Below are 16,673 nucleotides of genomic sequence, written 5' to 3' on the forward strand. Positions count from 1 at the left end.
TTGAGAGAGCATTCACGCGAGGAAGAGTAGGGGAGAAGGACATGAGCGACGAGAACATCGAGGACCAGGGCCCGAAGAGCGCCGAGGATCTCGAACACGCGATCCCGCAGGGCCTCACCACCACCGTCGACGCGATCGACGAGGATGAGGGCGATCAGATCTTCCAGGTTGATCTGAACAAGGAGATGCAAAAGAGCTACCTCGATTACGCGATGAGCGTGATCGTGGGGCGTGCACTTCCCGATGTGCGCGACGGCCTCAAACCCGTGCACCGCCGCATTGTGTACGGCATGTACGACGGCGGCTACCGCCCCGAGCGTTCCTTCAGCAAGTGCGCGAAGGTCGTTGGCGAGGTTATGGGTAATTACCACCCGCACGGCGACTCCGCGATCTATGACGCGATGGTGCGCCTCGTGCAGCCGTGGAACATGCGCTATCCGCTCATCCTTGGCCAGGGTAACTTTGGCTCCGCGGGTGACGACGGCGCCGCCGCCTCGAGGTACACCGAGTGCAAGATGTCGCCGCTCGCCCTCGAGCTCGTGCGCGACATCAACGAAGACACCGTCGACATGACGGGCAACTACGACAACACCGTCGACGAGCCCGTGATTTTGCCGGCGCGTTTCCCGAACCTTCTCGTGAACGGCTCGGCCGGTATCGCCGTGGGTATGGCCACGAACATCCCGCCGCACAACCTGCGCGAGGTGGCCTCTGCCGTTCAGTGGCTGCTCACGAATCCTGAGGCCACGAAGGAAGAGCTTCTCGAGGCGTGTATCGAGCGTATCCAGGGCCCCGATTTCCCGAATGGCGCGACGATCACGGGTCGTAAGGGGATCGAGGAGGCGTACCGCACGGGTCGCGGCTCGATCACGCAGCGTGCCGTCGTCAAGACCGAGGAGATCAACGGGCGTCTCGCGCTCGTCGTGACCGAGCTTCCCTACCAGGTCAATCCCGACAACCTCGCGCGCAAGATTGCGGAGCTCGTCAAGGCCGGCCGCCTCCAGGGCATCGCCGACATCACCGATGAAACCTCCGGTAAGACCGGCCAGCGCCTCGTGCTCACCCTTAAGCGTGATGCTGTGGCGAAGGTTGTGCTCAACAACCTGTATAAGCAGACGCAGCTTCAGGAGAACTTCTCCGCGAACATGCTCGCGATCGTCAACGACGTGCCGCGAACCCTCTCGATCGACTCGTTCGTGCGTGAGTGGACGAAGCACCAGATCGACGTCATCGTGCGCCGCACCCGCTTCCGCCTGCGCAAGGCGGAAGAGCAGATCCACATCTACCGCGGTTACCTCAAGGCGCTCGATGCCCTCGACGAGGTCATCGCGACCATTCGCCGCTCGCCTGACGTGGACGAGGCTCGTACGGCCCTTATCGCGCTTCTGGACATCGACGAGATCCAGGCGAATGCGATCCTTGCGCTTCAGCTTCGTCGACTGGCTGCCCTCGAGCGTCAGAAGATCACGGAGGAGCACGATCGTCTCGCCGCGCTCATCCTCGAGTACGAAGAGATCCTTGGCAGCGAGCAGCGCCAGCGCGAAATCGTGAGCGAGGAGCTTGAGGCGATCGTCGAGAAGTACGGCGATGAGCGCCGCACCCAGATCGTGCCGTTCGATGGCGATGTGTCCGTTGAGGATCTCATCCCCGAAGAGGACATGGTCGTCACTATCACGCGCGGCGGCTGGGTCAAGCGGACCAAGACCGACGAATACCGTGCGCAAAAGCGTGGCGGCAAGGGCGTGCGCGGTGCGAGCCTGCGCGAGAACGACGTCGTGGATCACTTCTTCACGACCACGACCCACAAGTGGTTGTTGTTCTTCACGAACTTCGGCCGCGTGTACCGCATCAAGGGCTACGAGCTTCCCGAGGCGCCGCGCGACTCGAAGGGCCAGCACATCGCGAACCTTCTCGAATTCCAGCCTGATGAGACGATCCGCTCCGTGCTCGTGATCGGCGGCTACGACGAAGCCGAATATCTCGTGCTCGCCACGAAGCACGGCATCGTGAAGAAGACCGCGATGAGCGCGTTTGATTCGAACCGCAGCGCCGGCCTGATCGCGATCAACCTGCGTGAGTTTGAGGGGCCCGACGGTTCCCTCGTCACCGATGAGCTTGTGGCGGCTCGCGCGGTCAACAGTGACGATCACCTGTTGCTCGTCTCGAAGAACGGCCAGAGCGTGCGGTTCCCCGCTTCCGACGACGTTTTGCGCCCGATGGGCCGCGTCACGGGCGGCGTGACCGGCATGAAGTTCCGTGGCGATGATGAGCTTCTCGCGATGGATGTCGCTCACCCCGACACGTTCGTGTTTACCGTGACCGATTCCGGTTTCGCGAAGCGTTCCTCGATCGACGAGTACCGCGTGCAGGGCCGCGGTGGCCTTGGCATTAAGGTGGCGAAGCTCCCCAACGACCGCGGTCACCTCGTGGGCGCCGCGATCGTTGAAGAAACCGATGAAGTATTCGTGCTCATGGAGAAGGGCAAGGTCGTGCGGTCCTCCGTCGCGGGCGTGCCGTCCAAGGGCCGTGACACCATGGGCGTTGTCTTCGCAAAGCCCGACCAGAAAGACTCGATCATCCTCGTCAACGTGTTCAAGGAAAGTGAGCCGGATGACGACGAGGCCGACGAAGCTGGCAGTGATGATGCCGGCGATGCCGTAGTCTCGGACTGATCGAATGAGCGAGGAGAACACCGTGAGTTCCACTAGCGACGATAAGACCCAGCCGATCGCGAAGCAGGGCGGGCTCGAACAGAGCGCCGAGTCCCGCAATGCCACCGACGCGCTTTCGGAGGGCGTCACGAGCCGCATCGACGCGATCAAGAGCGGCGAAGGCGAAGCGCCGAAGTCGACCTCTCGCACCAAGAAGAATGCCCAGGCACCCGGTGCCCAGGAGGCACACGTAGGTGGCGGGCAGAGCTATGGCGGAAAATCCGCCGGCCAGAACCGTGGCGCGAACCCCGGTCAGCCGAACGGTGCGCCGATGGGCGCCCAGCCGGCGCCGCGTAGCCGCACGACCCACCAGCCTGCCGGCCGACCCGTTCCCGGCGCCCATGACGCCGCGCAGGCGCAAGAGGTGCCGCGCCAGGGAGGTCGCCGCGTTAAGCTCACGCTTTCGCAGCTTGATCCGTGGAGCGTCATGAAGCTGTCGTTCCTCGTGGCGATTGCGTTCGGTATTGCGCTCGTGGTCGCGGTGGCTCTTCTGTGGCAGATCGTCGATGCGATCGGCTTGTGGGATCAGATCAACCAGATCGGTACTGACTTCAACAGCGGCAAGCCGCTGCCGTTCTTGGAGTACTTCGAGTTCTCCAAGATGCTTTCGTACTCGGTGATCGTGGCCGTCCTCAACGTCATCCTCATTACCGCGCTCGGTACGCTGTTTGCGTTTCTGTACAACATCGTGGCCTCGCTGCTCGGCGGCTTGAAGGTCACGCTGACGGATAATTAATTCCTGTCGTGAGGAAAGGGCCAGGCTTTTCGGAGCCTGGCCCTTTTGCAATGGGTCGCGCGGATCGCCCTCGCGTACCTGCTGTTTTTGCGGCGCCTGGATGATCTTCAGGACAATGCCGAGCGGAAAGCACGCTTCACTGATAGTCCAATCGAGCTTAGGTACCGAGAACACGGTCTACGAAGGCGACCGGATGGAGTTTCCGGATCCACGTGGCGGGAAGTTCAGTTACATCGTTACTCGGGTGGTCGCTAACGATTTACCTGGCGGTCCTGATTGAGGCGCATGGCCATGTCTGTCCCTAAGCCTGTCGAGGGAAGGCTACGCTTCGTCGTCGAGCTTGAGGAGTTTGTTGTACTGTTCGTCGCTAATGAGCTTGTTTCGATGTGCTCTCACGACATCGTCCCAGGTTCCGGGAGGGTTGGGGCCGCCATCGTCGAAAATGTGCTCAGGTTCGGGCTCTGGCAGGTACTCCCATCGCGAGAGTTCATCCATGAGCTGTCCTTCGCTGATGTATCCGAGGTGGTAGCGCTGGGCGATTTCGTAAGGGTCAGCTCCGCTGAAGCCCTTGGTGGCTTGTGGCGCCCGCGATGCGTGTGCAAGACGGGTCGACACTGATGGCTGCGCCATTTGGGCTGCTGCTGCCATATCGACTTGTCTCACGCCGTCTTGTGCAGCTTGGATGAGGGCGCGTTGAAGGTCGAGTTCTGCGATGTCGCGCGCGATGCGCGCTCGTCTAATTCTCTGACGAGCATTCATGAAACCCACCCCCAATATAGGTTTGTCTATATTTTAGGAGACGGCTGGCGCACGCGCAAGGATTTCGGTGGCGTCGATGTGCCGGTTGGAGGGACAAGACGCTCGTGCGGGACGTGAAGCTGGTGATGTTAGAGATTTAGCTGCGCTTGGCGAGTGGCTTAGTAGTGGCCAGCGGCCACATCGGCAACTTTGGCGAGCGCACTGCGTTCCTCCCCACCGGGTCCATTTGCTCTTGGGGGTCCGTCGGATCCTCTCGGCGTGGTGGTTAGTCCAGCCCGCGAGCTTCGCGCTCGTCGAGGATTGCTTCGTACAGCTCTTCGCTGAGGTAGCCGTACGAAAGAGCTTCCTCCACTTCGGCCCAGGTTCCTGGTGGAGGAAGGGGACCGTCATCGAAAATATCCGACGGTTGCGGGAACGGGGTGAAGTTCCACGCCACGAGTTGGGATTTGAGGTCTTCGCTGGAGATTTGACCGGCGGCGTAACGTTCGCAGATTTCCAGCGGCGATGCGCCGGCGAAACCGCCGGGTGGGAACGCGATGTCGCGCATCTGCTTGAGGTGCTGCGAGACGGCCGATTGCGACATGCGGGCTGCGCGCGCAATCTCCGCCTGGGTCTTCCCCTGCGATTTAGCGATGAGCACACTTCGCTTGAAGTCGAGATCGGCTAGGTGCTGCATGCCCCGGGCGCGTGCAACGGATTCGAGTACTGATGGCATGCCCCACCTCCGAAATATTAGTGTACTTATATCTTGGTGTTAGGCTGCCCCTTTGTCAAGCGCTCGTGCTTCATCAGGTGGACGGGGTACGTATGTAGTGGGCAAGAAAATGAACAGTGTCTTCGCAGTAACTTCGAATTCTTCAGCCGAAACCGACAAACCGTCGAAGGATCTCTTCAAAATCGCCTACCCAGCCCATTTTCGAGCATCGCGTGGCGCTCGGGCGCGGCATTGATATGTTGAACGACCTCAGTGCCGAAGACCCCCACGACGCGCTCACACTTGGCGACCTGCTAAGCAAGGCAAGCGTCGGGCCTGCTTGGCCGTACCAGCCTCCCCCTCGTCGTCGCCCGCGCCGATCTGCTCGAGGATGTCGCCGGAGATGACTGGTAGGTGGACGTCATCCTCCCAATGCTCGAACTCGGCCGAGTGCGCCTGCGTGACCTCGCGGGGTTTTCCGTGTTTGACGGCGGGAGCCGAATCCTCCGTGTTATCCGCGCGAACGCTGATCCTGAACGTAAACGCGCCTGACCGTCGGTGCCCCGTCGGTCGCGTCGTGTGGCATGCCCTACACGTGCCACTAAGCGTTTGTGTGAGGGGCCTGAACTGGGTTAGAGTGTTTCTTCGTTGGAGTTGCGCAAGTTGCTCCAGGAGGGCCTATAGCTCAGTCGGTTAGAGCGCTGTCCTGATAAGACAGAGGTCGCTGGTTCAAGTCCAGCTAGGCCCACTCAACGAACGGAGGCACCGTGAAGTATCTACGCGCACTTCTCATGCTCATCGCCTCCACCGCCGTTGGCCTCTTCGCCTGGCGGAAAGTTGAAGAAAAACAGTTGAGGGATGATCTTTGGCAAGACGCCGAGGAGCAGACCCGCTGACATACCGGGGGCTATGGCGCAATTGGTAGCGCACCTGCTTTGCAAGCAGGGGGTTACGGGTTCGAGTCCCGTTAGCTCCACAAATAAAACCCCAGGAAGGCCTAGAGCCGGCCTGGGGTTTCTTCATGCCTTGATACGCGTGACCGGTGGTGCCAAACCGAGGTGGTAAATCCTCGGAAATTGGGTGGCAAATCCCCGTATAGAGAGTGGCGAATCCCCGGAAATAGGTTGGCAAATCCTCGCTTTTTCTGCATGGAGGCGCATAGAATAGGCGCATGAACTCGGTAAACACCCACATTCCCCGGCACGCGGTGTCGATTGCGCGGGAGATCCTCGAGGACTCGCCTCTGCTCGTTGTGCAGGGTGCGCGTCAGGTGGGGAAATCAACGCTCGTGGGGCAGGCTGTTGATCCACAACGCGCTCATATGGTCACCCTCGATGATCCACTTGAGCGAGCGTTCGCGGAAGCGGACCCGGCAGCGTTTTTACAACAGGCGCAAGGTAAGACCCTTGTAGTCGATGAGGCGCAGCGCGTTCCGGCGCTCGCACTTGAGTTGAAACGCACGATCGATGCCGACCGGCGCCCGGGACGATTCGCGATCACCGGGTCGTCCGATTTGCTGCGCACCCCTGGTGTCTCTGATTCTCTCGCGGGTCGCGCGGAGTTTCTTCGCGTGTATCCGCTTACGCCGGGCGAAATTATGGAACGGCCAGAGCCCGAGGATTGGGTCTCGTGGATTCTTGATGACGCGGCGGGAGCAAATGCCGGCAACGTCTCGTACTCCGGGGGCGATGAGCTTCGAGGCATGGTCCTCGCTGGTGGCTACCCGGTTCCCGTGCAGCGTGAAGGGGAGCGTCGCAAAGCGCGGTGGTTCGATTCGTATGTCACTTCGCTTGTCGAGCATGATGCACCTCAGCTCGCTGGAGGCCAGTTCCCTTCCCAGTTGCGAGCACTCTTGCGGCACGTCGCGGAGCAGGGGCAATCGGAACTCGTGAAGGCGAAAACCGCACGGGCTTTCGGAATCGGCGAGACGGCACTTGGGGAATATCTGGCACTCGTTGAACGCATGTACCTTCTTGATGTCACGCCCGGCTGGGGGGTGGGTTTCACGAATCGCGTGGTCAAGCGCCCGAAGATCGCCGTGGCCGATTCCGGTCTTGCTGCCTTCTTGTCTGGCCTCACGCCCGAAAAGGCGCGCGTCGCGGGCGGCGCGGAGCTTTTTGGGGCCACGCTTGAATCTTTCGTAGGGACGCAGCTTCGAGCGCAATCGACCTGGTCACGGGAGCGATTCAGCCTCCACCACTATCGCGAACGGGATAAGGAGATCGACATTGTTGTTGAACTTGCCGATTCTCGGTTGATTCTTATCGAAGTGAAGGCGGCGGAAACCGTGACGGAACGCGCGTGGAAAAACCTTGATGTGGGATCAGCTCCCTTCAAGGATCGAGTCGCGGCGCGCGTGGTGCTGTACTCGGGAACGCGCGCAGTCACCATGAAAAACGGAGGAGTCCCCCTCCACGTTCTGCCGGTTTCGAGTCTTTGGCAGCATCCTTAAAACAGCCCATTTCGCCACGAGAAGCCCCTACATAGGATTACCCCATGATTACGAATCAGAACGACGAGCAGCGGAGCGCAACCGCAGCCGCCCCGGAGCCGACGTTTTCGCGCTTTGATATGGGGAACTCGCGCGTGAATCTCGACCGTGCGACCGGTATCGCCGCGGAGCTTGAAGACAAAGCCCTGGCGCATAAGCTGACCAACGGTCGCTAAGGTACGCCAGGGCTTTTGCACCGCAGCATCAGGCGGGATGCATCTCAATTAGAAGTAGGTCACGCACCACGGCTCACGGCGGCGCTGCAGGAGAATGCCGAGCTTGTCGACCGCGTCCTCGTCACCGCGCACCCAACCCACCGTTTCGAGGGCCTGGATGTTGACGCCGCCGAGGAGAGTCGAGCCGAGAGCCGGAACATCGATCTCGACCTGCGGCTCGCCCTCGTAAGGCTCGCACGTGCCCTTGCCGTCCTTCACGGTGAGGCGCCAGGTGCCGTCGGCAAACCCCATCGAGTCCACCACGCGGAAGGTGACGTCGCCCTCGGTGTAGTAGTTGCGGGCCTCGAGCAGCGCCTTCGGATCGATCACGCGCAGCCACAGGAAGTCGTTGTGCTCGTTGATCTGGTAGCGGCGGCGATCGGCGAGGGCCCAGGGGAGGTGCTCGTCGTTGCGGGCGTTGTTGAAGCGCACGCGGCGCACGAGGTCGAGCGAGCCGAGGAACGCCCACATCGCGATGCTCGCGTCGGTGTTGCAGGGCACGAAGTCGATCACGTCGAGGGCGCCGCCGCGGCTTTCAAGGCGCCACGTCGCGTAGCCGTCGAGCTCACCTTTCTCGTTCCAGTGGCCGATCGCGCGGGTCTTGTTGTTGGGCTCGCGCGTGGGCTTGTCGATCGAGCCGTTGCGGATCTCCATTTCGGGCGCGCAGCGATTGATTGAACCGGTTTGGCGCGCGTGGAACTTGTCGAACACGAAGCGGGAGGCTTCGGCGAGCTGCGTGACGTCGATGTATTCACACGTGCCGGTGATGGGCGCGGAAACGCTGAAGCCCGAGCCGGCATGCAGTTCAACCGACGTGCTGAAGATTGCGGGGCCGAAGCCGAAGCGCCCGTAGATCGCGGCTTCGGTCGCGGTGAGGGCGGCAACGGCGAGGCCCTTCTTCTTCGCCTCGGCGAGCGACTCGGTCATGAGGGTCGTCGCGATGCCCTGGCGGCGGTGGGAGGCGAGCACGGTGACTTCGCTGATCTGGTGGCAGTCGATGACCTTGCCGCCCACGTTGAGTTCGCCCGTGTAATCCATGAAGGTCGCAACGGGAACATCCTTGCCGAGACCGTACTTGCGGCGGTCGTCGTCGAGAACCGTGCGGGCGGTCGCCTTGCGTTCCGCGTCGATTTTCAGCTGGTGTTCGAGGAACTTCTGCGAGGGGTAGGGGTCGTGGAATCCCTGCTGGACGGCGGTGAGCCAGGCGGGATACCAGGGGTGGTCGTCGGGATTCGAGCTCGTGACGTGATGGGTTTCATACTTGAGATTCACGCGAGTGACACTAGCAAAGTAGGGTTTGGAGGATCTGAGGCCAAAAACGGGAGGTGTCATGGCTGCTTTAGTTTTTGATTCCGTCTCATTCTCGTTTTCCTCGCGTCCGCTTCTTGAGCGCGTGAGCTTTCGCGTGGGTTCGGGGGAGCGCGCGTGCCTCGTGGGTCCGAACGGGTGCGGCAAAACGACCCTTCTTCGGCTCGCACTCGGGGAACTATCGCCCGAAGGTGGTGCGGTCACGTGGGAAGGAATGGGGTCCGACGCTTGCCAGCCTCCGTCGGCAGAAAACTTCACGGGGCGCGTAAGCGAGTATTTCGATGAGGCACTCGCGCCCGTTCGTGCCCTTTCTGCGAGATTCGAGCAAGTTACAGCGCACATGGCGGAAGCTGCGGGTGAAAGCTCCGGTGACGTGCGCGAATATGACGCGCTGCTCGCGGAAATGACCGCGCGCGAAGTGTGGTCGCTTGAGTCACGCATCGATGAAGTGCTTGCGGGGCTCGGCCTTCCGATGCTCGCTGGGGAGGGCCGCGAACGTGAAGTGGTAACACTTTCCCCCGGTCAGCGCGGGAAGCTCCCGCTCGCGGCGATGCTCATCGCGCGACCCGAGGCGCTCATTCTCGACGAGCCCACGAACCATCTCGACGCGGAGGGCGTGGCTTTTCTCGCGCGCACCGTGCGCCAGTGGGAGGGGCCTGTTCTTATAGCGAGCCATGACCGCGCGTTCATCGAGGACACTGCGACGGCGATTTATGACCTCGACGTTGCGACGTGGCAGGCGCTCGCGACGGCCGAGGGGCACGAGCTTCACGGCGTGTATCGAACCTCGGGCTCGTATTCGAAGTTCCTGGAGGCGAAGCACAAGGCCCGCGAGGCACATGCGCAGATTCACGCGGCGCAGCAAAGCGAAAAGCGAGAGATTGGCGAGCACCGGCACGCGGCGGGGGCGATCGCGAGCGGAGGGGTGCGTCTTGCAGAGGCGAGCGGTAAGGCAAAGAAGTTCTTTGCCGATCGCGCGCAAGCCACCTCAACTCGGCGCACGCGCAACGACGACATGAGACTTGAGGCGCTTGAGGAGCGAGAGGTGCGTCGGCCCCGTTCTTACGACTTGACGTTCCCGCTCGCGCCCACGCAGAACGCCGCTGGCCTTGCCCTTTCCACACGCGCCGCCGCCGTTGAAGGCCGCTTGGCGCCGCTCACCCTCGACTTGTCTCGCGGCGAGCACTTGCTCGTCACGGGCGGTAACGGCGCCGGCAAATCAACGCTCCTCACCTGGATTGCCACGGGCGAGCCGCCTGCGAGCGCGAGTGCACACGGTTCCGTGTCGTGTGATCGGCCCGTGGGATTCGTGCCGCAACGCCTGCCGCGCATGGGCGATCCAGGCTTCACGCGCGAGGTGTGGACCGAGGGGATCGGGGAGCGCGGATCGGGAATGCTGCACCCCTCCATGTGGCGCACGCGCGTCAACGAGCTCTCCGCCGGAAATCAACGCCGTGCGCAGCTTGCCCTCGCGCTTCACGAGGCGCCGTCGTTCCTCGTGATCGACGAGCCCACAAACTACCTCGACCTCGACACCATTGAAGCGCTCGAGCGAGCCTTGAGCGAATGGACGGGGACGCTCATCATCGCGAGCCACGACCGCTGGCTCATCGACCATTGGGAGGGGCGGCGCCTCGAGCTTCACTCTGCGCAAGCATGAGTCTGAGGACGCCCGACCCGATGCCGCCTTCGTTGGCCTCGCGCGTTTTCAGCCTCGAGCTAAGATCCACGCGCTAGGGCCGCCAGAAGCTCTTCACGTTCGCTTTCGTGGCGATTTGGTAGTCGATGAACTTTGCGAGCAGCTTGTAATCGAAAGGTTTATTCCACGGCTGGCGGGCGAGCATTGCGGTGCGGTCGGTGTCGCGCTTTTCCATGAACTCTTCGAAGTGTTCCATCGTGGCTTTTTCGGGGGAGACCGACATGTGCAGTTTTGCTGCCGAGAATCCCACGATGAACGTGCCGTGATGCGTGAACATGGGCGTGCTCCACGCGATTCGCCTCTCGAGCTCGGGGTAGGTGTTCTCAACCCAGTCGAGCACTTCGACCATGCGATCGCGCTTAGGACCCTCGGGCACCGTCTCGAGGAATTCCGTCAAGGTTGTGATCGCCATGCCTCCACCCTAGTGGGGGACGCAGTATCGACGTGCCACACCGTTGCGCCTCTTGCGATCGGCAACACGCGTGGCTCGGCCCCGCCACGTGAGGGAGTGCCGCGCATGTGCGCGCCGCAGGGCCTGACGGTTCCTTACCTGCTATGGCCTAAGGGCCCTGAAGTCTCGCTGACCTGGGCGTACTGTTAATGACAGCATTATTCTTTACGGCGCGGCTGCCCGGTCGCGGGTCATCAGCGCCTTGCCTAGAGAGTTGGAGCCTTGAAGAGCGAACTTCGCGCCCACCCTGGGGCGCCTTTTGTGGCAGCGTGTCTAACTTTGTTGTTGATGTTGGCGGGGATGGTGAGCTTTCCGTCGGCGGCGGTGGGGGAGCCGCAAGCCGTGAACCGGCAAGTATTGAAGTGTTATGTGGAGGGGCGCTCCCACATGTGCGAGGAGGGGCAGCTCCGGGCGCTAGTGGAAGAAGCGGGCACGATCCCGTCGCGGATTGAGATCGGCAATGGCGCTGACGTTGAACTATCGAAGACGCTCGTGATCCCGGCGGGGGCGGACATCGAGTTTGTGAATACTCTTCGGCTCCCCTTCGGTGATTCGAGAATCATCCGTGCCGATGGGTCTTTCACCGGCAGCCTTATTAGGGTGGAAAAGGGCGCGAAGCTCACGCTTTCGCAAGATCCGAGTAGCAACGATGAGCGACTCATTATCGACTCGCGTGCCCAGTATGAACACGTGGTCAAAGGCTCGTCGTTCGCCCCTACTGTGGATGTGCGCGGCGAACTTGTGATGAACGAAGGAAGCATCACGGGGGCGCGAAAGCTTACGGGGAGTTATGAAGGCGCGGTCACCGTCACGGGTGAAGACGCGAAATTTACCCTCAACGGTGGTTCGGTCACGGACAACCAGCGAAAACTCGGTTCCGCATCCTCCACGCAGTACGGTGCCGCGAACGTGGCACTTTACAAGGGCGCGACGATGGTCATGAACGGGGGAGAGATCTCCAAGGGCCGAACGGAAACCTCTGACGCCTACGGCGAAACGGGTGGCATCGGCGTTTTCGATGGCGCTCACCTGACCGTGAACGGCGGGAAAATTACTGACAATCACGGCTGGGTTGGCAATATCAACGCCTTCAATTGGCAGCAGTCCGTGTGCTCTAAGGAGGACACTGCGGCAACGCGCGCACGCGTCGATATTAATGGCGGTGAAATCTCCAACGGCAGCGCCGCGTTCGGTGGCGGCGGCATCAATGTCTTTGGCAACGCCGACGTCACGATGAATGGTGGCACCATCAAAGATAACTACGCATCGAACGGTGGCGGCGTAAACGCCATGGATTTGTATGTGTGGGGAGCGAGCGGTACCTGGGCTGAAGTTGCTGGTGACGGAAAAGCTTGCGGTTTTACTCCCGAGGAATGGACGAAGGTCTCACCGGGCAGCTTCACGATGAACGGCGGCTCAATCACGGGCAATACTGCCTCTCGTACCGGGGGCGGCATCAACGTGGTGTCAAACGGCGTGCACGTGAACGCGGGCCTCATCGAAGGCAATGAGGCAAGGCAGCAGGGCGGTGGCGTCTACATTGCGACCAAGTCGTATGCCGCTCATTTCAAGGACGCTCTTATCACCGAGAACGAGGCAACTTCGGATAGGGGAGTGGCCTTTGGCGGCGGTATTTGGCTTTGCCCAACCGGCAATCTGACGATGCACGTGACGAACGGCGCCGCGGTGTTTGAGAACATTGCGAGCCGGGAGCGAGCCAGTGACCAATGGGGCGATGACATTGCCCATGACAACTACGGGACCGCAAGCAAGGCCGGTGTGCGCTTGGATTCGCGCATGCTTGGTGGCGGAATTCCCGCGTACTACAAGGATGGTTCGTACTCGTCCGATCGCTTCGATCCCGAGAACCCCGGGAAGAAGCAGGTGTTTGACGGGACCGCGCGGGATTCTGATGATTCGAGCGACTACCGAACGTCGATCTCGAACGAAGGTTTGAAGACAGTCGCGAACGCTCAAGCGAAGGATGCCGCACGGTCGTGGGCGCGACTCACCATTTCGAAGAATAAGGCTCCACGCGGGGGCGGAATCGGGTCAAACGGTGGCGTGGTTTTCGGCACCCCGGAATCCACCACTATTGAGGTGAAGAAAGAGTGGAAGGGGTCCGACGGTAGCCAGCTTGCGAGTGAGTCTACGGTTCCGGTCAAGGTCCAGCTTTGGGCTTCGGTTGATGGCGAGAAGTTCCCCGTGGGCCACCCCGTCACGTTGAACGGCGAGAACGAGTGGAAGTACACGTTCACGGATCTGCCGAAGTCAAAGACCGTTGACGGTGAGCAAGTTCCCGTCTCGTACACCGTTGAGGAAGTAGCGGTTGAGGGCTTCACCTCGAAGGTGACTGGTGACGCTGAGAAGGGCTTCACGATCACGAATACGCAGACTCCGCCGACACCGCCCACGACCGAGGTCTCGGTGAACAAGGTTTGGAAGTCGTTTGATGGTGAGGATCTTGATCCGGTGTTGACGATGCCGGTGAAGGTTCAGTTGACGAAGACCGTTGACGGGAAGACAAGCCCCGTTGGCGAGCCGGTCGAGTTGAATGCCGAAAGCGGGTGGACGCATACGTTCAAGGATTTGCCTGAGTGGCAGCTTGTGGACGGTAAGAAGGTTGACATCGCCTACTCGGTTGAGGAGCTTGAGGTCGACGGTTTCACGTCGAAGGTGACTGGTGACGCTGAGAAGGGCTTCACGATCACGAACACTCAGACACCGCCGCCCGTCACGTCGGTTGATGCGACGAAGGTGTGGAAGTCCGCCGATGGCAGTGTGCTTGATGCGGATTCCACGGTGCCGGTGAAGGTGCAGCTCTTGGAGTCGACTGTCGGTGAGAAGTCGCCGGTGGGTGATCCTGTTGAGCTGAATGCGGAGAACGGCTGGAAGTATTCGTTTAACGATCTTCCGCAGTGGAAGCTTGTTGACGGCAAGAAGGTTGATGTCACTTATTCGGTTGAAGAGCTGAATGTTGAGGGCTTCACCTCGAAGGTGATGGGCGATGCGGCAAGTGGTTTCACGATCACGAATACGCAGACCCCGCCTCCGTCGACCCCTCCCACACCACCGTCGACGCCTCCCACACCACCGGTCACGCCGCCGGAGCCGCCGTCAACACCGCCCGCGCAGGCAACGCCCGGGGAGCCTCGTCTGCCACTGCCTCGCACGGGTGTTGAGGTAGGCGTAGTCGCGGCCCTGGCATTGGTCTTCATGGGAATCGGCGTGGTGCTGGTCGAGCGTCGGAAGGCTTAAAACCAGTGGGTGTATAGCGTTCTGAACGCACGTGGCTCCCGGAACTCACATGAGTCCCGGGGGCCATTTGCGTATTTTCCCTGGGACGTGTCGCGCTTGGCTGGAGTGGCGCAATTGCGAGCGGCGAAATCCTTTACGGTAGGTGTTGTGCCGGATAGTGAGGCGATGCCTCGGCATCGAGCGTGCGACTCCCACCACCGTCGAGGCTCTCCTCGAGTACACGTGGCTTGGGCGGACCGGACCGCCACCAGCAGGTACTGCAAAAGTAGAATATGTTTGCGGCGCGCTCCTACGGCGTTATAGGCTCACCTCGAGCGTTTCATATGAGTAACATTCGTTATTGAGTTGCGGGCGACGTTTTGCGATGTACTTCTGCGTGCTCGTTCTTGCTTCTCGTTACGGAGCCAATCTCATGCTCTTAAATCCCTTGAGAAATCACGAGAGGACCCCTCACTCATGGTTGAACGAAAGTCGCACGAGGCTTTTTATCGCAAGCCCTTGCGTATTGGATCAGCTGCTCTGACCCTGGCTCTGGTGACCAGCATGGCGCCGAGCTTCACCGCTAGCGGTCTCGACCGTGCCATGGCCGCACAGCCGGCTCAGACTGCACCGAGCTTCGCCCCGATGGCCAATGAGCCTGCACAGGACCAGATCATTGATGCTGACATGATCGAAAGCGGTCGCGTCACCAAGGCTGCCAACCTTACCGACGCTCACGGTGTTGGCAAGGGTCTCATCTCGGGTCACGTTTACCTGACCAGCCCCAAGGGCAACCCTGGCTCGACCATCGACAACGGCAACATCCCGATGGATGGCGTCACGGTCTACGCGCAGTTCCGCGACAAGGACGGCTCCTACTCGCCGATCTTCAGTGCGAAGACCCACACCCTCCCCGGTGTTGTCGGCGGTAACGGCGGTAAGGGCACCTTCGCTTTCGGTACGGGCAATAAGGGCATCACCTGGACCGATAAGTTCGGCAAAGAGCACACCTGGGCCGCACGTACTGACCAGAAGCACCGCATCTGGGTTGAGCCTTTCACCAACAAACGCGGCAACCGTGTCGAGATGTTCCGCCAGGCCAACGGTTTCGTGCCCGGTTCTTTCAATGGTTTGGTGGAAGCCCCGCTCGGCTCGTTTGCTGCGGCTGACGGCAACATCCAGCTGATGGCGGCGTTCCTGCAGGAAGCCGCTCCGAGCCACGAAAACTCGTATATGGTCGCCCGTGATGAAACCGGAGCCGCGAAAATCGAGCATGACTCGAACGGGTTCATCGATGGTCAAAATCCGTGGAACTCTGTTTCAGGTCGCGTGTGGCTCGAAACGGGTGGCCTGGACAAGGGCATTGTGGCCACGGGACCGAGCAAGAACACTGCCGACCCAGCCGCTGACGGCTACACCGTGTACGCGTCCACCCTCACCAAGGATGGTGCAGCGGCGAACCAGAAACTGCACGAGCAGTACAAGAACGACCCGGACAAGCTGGCTGAGGCCACCAAGAAGATGCTCGAGGACCACCCCGAGTACATCCTCAAGACCGTTTCTGGCACAACGGACGCGGAAGGTCGCTATACGCTGCGATTCAATGATGGTCAGACCGCCACACAGCAGTCGAGGGATAACCTCAACGTTGACCATATGTTCCTGTGGGTGGAAAACAAGGATGGTGTTGTTCAGCACGGTTACACCGGCTTCCACACTCCGGTCTTCCAGCGGTTCACAGCGGGTGGCAACTTCCGTCCTTCAGCGGTTCCTGCGCCGAACGTTCTTACCCCGGATATCTCGCGAAACAGGATTTACAACGTCAACTACGCGCTCATGCCGTATAGCCCGGTGTCGATCACGGCGGACTACAACGCAATCGACAAGCCGGCTGCCCCGGGCACCACGGTGACCCCTGAGTTCAAAGGTGACCTGTCGGATCTGCCGTCGAAGATTGAGTGGCGCGATAAGAACGGCAAGGTTGTCAAGACCTGCGATCTCGATCAGTCCAAGAGCGTTAAAGCTCAGGTTGCGGCGTGCACCTTCGGCATCCCCGCGGATGCAAAGAAGGGCGATATCTTCAACGTCGTCGTAGTCTCGGGCGGAAACGATGTCGCCGCATGGTCCGTCCTCGTGACCGACAAGAACCCCGACGCAGACATTTACGAGCCTGCGTATGAGGACAAGCTGGTTGTTCCTGGCAAGGAGACCAAGTCGTCCCCGTCGTTCACTGGCAAGGACGGTAGCTCGGCTAAGGCTCCTGAGGGTTCGGAGTTTAAGATCACTGACGGCTTCACTGCTCCTGAGGGCTATGAGGTCAAGATTGATGAGAACACCGGTGAGATCTCCGTTAAGTTCCCGGATAAGTCGAA

At 60.8% G+C, this 16,673-nt stretch carries 12 protein-coding genes and 2 tRNA genes; 10 read left to right on the forward strand and 4 right to left on the reverse strand.

The genetic code is table 11. The features are described from left to right. Nucleotides 1–41: 41 nt before the first annotated feature. Both gyrA and HMPREF1484_RS11755 read left to right on the forward strand, forming a co-directional pair. Nucleotides 42–2,672, forward strand: a complete 2,631-nt coding sequence (gene gyrA / locus HMPREF1484_RS02930) for a DNA gyrase subunit A (RefSeq protein WP_016663534.1) — start codon at nucleotides 42–44, stop codon at nucleotides 2,670–2,672. Between the two features lie 22 nt (nucleotides 2,673–2,694). Then, nucleotides 2,695–3,447: a DUF3566 domain-containing protein gene (locus tag HMPREF1484_RS11755; RefSeq protein ID WP_016663535.1), complete on the forward strand. Its 753-nt coding sequence runs from the start codon at nucleotides 2,695–2,697 to the stop codon at nucleotides 3,445–3,447. 321 nt (nucleotides 3,448–3,768) lie between these two features. Here HMPREF1484_RS11755 and HMPREF1484_RS02940 read toward each other — a convergent pair whose 3' ends face one another. Continuing rightward, on the reverse strand, nucleotides 3,769–4,206 hold the full coding sequence (locus HMPREF1484_RS02940) for a hypothetical protein (protein WP_016663536.1): 438 nt from the start codon (nucleotides 4,204–4,206) through the stop codon (nucleotides 3,769–3,771). 265 nt (nucleotides 4,207–4,471) lie between these two features. Further along, complete coding sequence (locus tag HMPREF1484_RS02945) at nucleotides 4,472–4,921, reverse strand: MarR family transcriptional regulator (RefSeq protein ID WP_016663537.1); 450 nt, start codon at nucleotides 4,919–4,921, stop codon at nucleotides 4,472–4,474. Nucleotides 4,922–5,574: 653 nt separating this feature from the next. Between HMPREF1484_RS02945 and HMPREF1484_RS02955 the strand changes: the two genes are divergently transcribed. The 5 genes from HMPREF1484_RS02955 to HMPREF1484_RS11470 all read left to right on the forward strand — a co-directional run bounded on the left by HMPREF1484_RS02955 (nucleotide 5,575) and on the right by HMPREF1484_RS11470 (nucleotide 7,567). Beyond that, nucleotides 5,575–5,648, forward strand: a tRNA-Ile gene (locus tag HMPREF1484_RS02955). 19 nt (nucleotides 5,649–5,667) lie between these two features. Further along, nucleotides 5,668–5,796, forward strand: a complete 129-nt coding sequence (locus HMPREF1484_RS11760; protein ID WP_016663538.1) for a DLW-39 family protein — start codon at nucleotides 5,668–5,670, stop codon at nucleotides 5,794–5,796. 7 nt (nucleotides 5,797–5,803) lie between these two features. Continuing rightward, nucleotides 5,804–5,876, forward strand: a tRNA-Ala gene (locus HMPREF1484_RS02960). Between the two features lie 195 nt (nucleotides 5,877–6,071). Next, entirely contained in the window at nucleotides 6,072–7,352 is a 1,281-nt protein-coding gene (locus HMPREF1484_RS02965; protein ID WP_016663539.1) for an ATP-binding protein, read from the forward strand. 44 nt (nucleotides 7,353–7,396) lie between these two features. Continuing rightward, nucleotides 7,397–7,567: a hypothetical protein gene (locus HMPREF1484_RS11470; protein WP_016663540.1), complete on the forward strand. Its 171-nt coding sequence runs from the start codon at nucleotides 7,397–7,399 to the stop codon at nucleotides 7,565–7,567. Between the two features lie 48 nt (nucleotides 7,568–7,615). Here the strand turns inward: HMPREF1484_RS11470 and HMPREF1484_RS02970 are convergent, their stop codons facing one another. Continuing rightward, the gene (locus HMPREF1484_RS02970) at nucleotides 7,616–8,878 is read right to left on the reverse strand and encodes a GNAT family N-acetyltransferase (protein ID WP_016663541.1); all 1,263 of its coding nucleotides are present in this window, start codon (nucleotides 8,876–8,878) and stop codon (nucleotides 7,616–7,618) included. A gap of 58 nt (nucleotides 8,879–8,936) precedes the next feature. On the opposite strand from HMPREF1484_RS02970, the gene HMPREF1484_RS02975 reads away from it, so the two are divergent. Then, nucleotides 8,937–10,574, forward strand: a complete 1,638-nt coding sequence (locus tag HMPREF1484_RS02975; RefSeq protein WP_016663542.1) for an ABC-F family ATP-binding cassette domain-containing protein — start codon at nucleotides 8,937–8,939, stop codon at nucleotides 10,572–10,574. A gap of 73 nt (nucleotides 10,575–10,647) precedes the next feature. Here the strand turns inward: HMPREF1484_RS02975 and HMPREF1484_RS02980 are convergent, their stop codons facing one another. Continuing rightward, nucleotides 10,648–11,025: an iron chaperone gene (locus HMPREF1484_RS02980; protein ID WP_016663543.1), complete on the reverse strand. Its 378-nt coding sequence runs from the start codon at nucleotides 11,023–11,025 to the stop codon at nucleotides 10,648–10,650. A gap of 426 nt (nucleotides 11,026–11,451) precedes the next feature. On the opposite strand from HMPREF1484_RS02980, the gene HMPREF1484_RS02985 reads away from it, so the two are divergent. Both HMPREF1484_RS02985 and HMPREF1484_RS11650 read left to right on the forward strand, forming a co-directional pair. Continuing rightward, the gene (locus HMPREF1484_RS02985) at nucleotides 11,452–14,322 is read left to right on the forward strand and encodes a Cna B-type domain-containing protein (RefSeq protein ID WP_016663544.1); all 2,871 of its coding nucleotides are present in this window, start codon (nucleotides 11,452–11,454) and stop codon (nucleotides 14,320–14,322) included. 456 nt (nucleotides 14,323–14,778) lie between these two features. After that, the coding region (locus tag HMPREF1484_RS11650; protein WP_016663545.1) for a YPDG domain-containing protein at nucleotides 14,779–16,673 on the forward strand (1,895 nt) is incomplete at its 3' end.

This window comes from Dermabacter sp. HFH0086, from assembly GCF_000413375.1.
Lineage (GTDB): Bacteria > Actinomycetota > Actinomycetes > Actinomycetales > Dermabacteraceae > Dermabacter > Dermabacter hominis.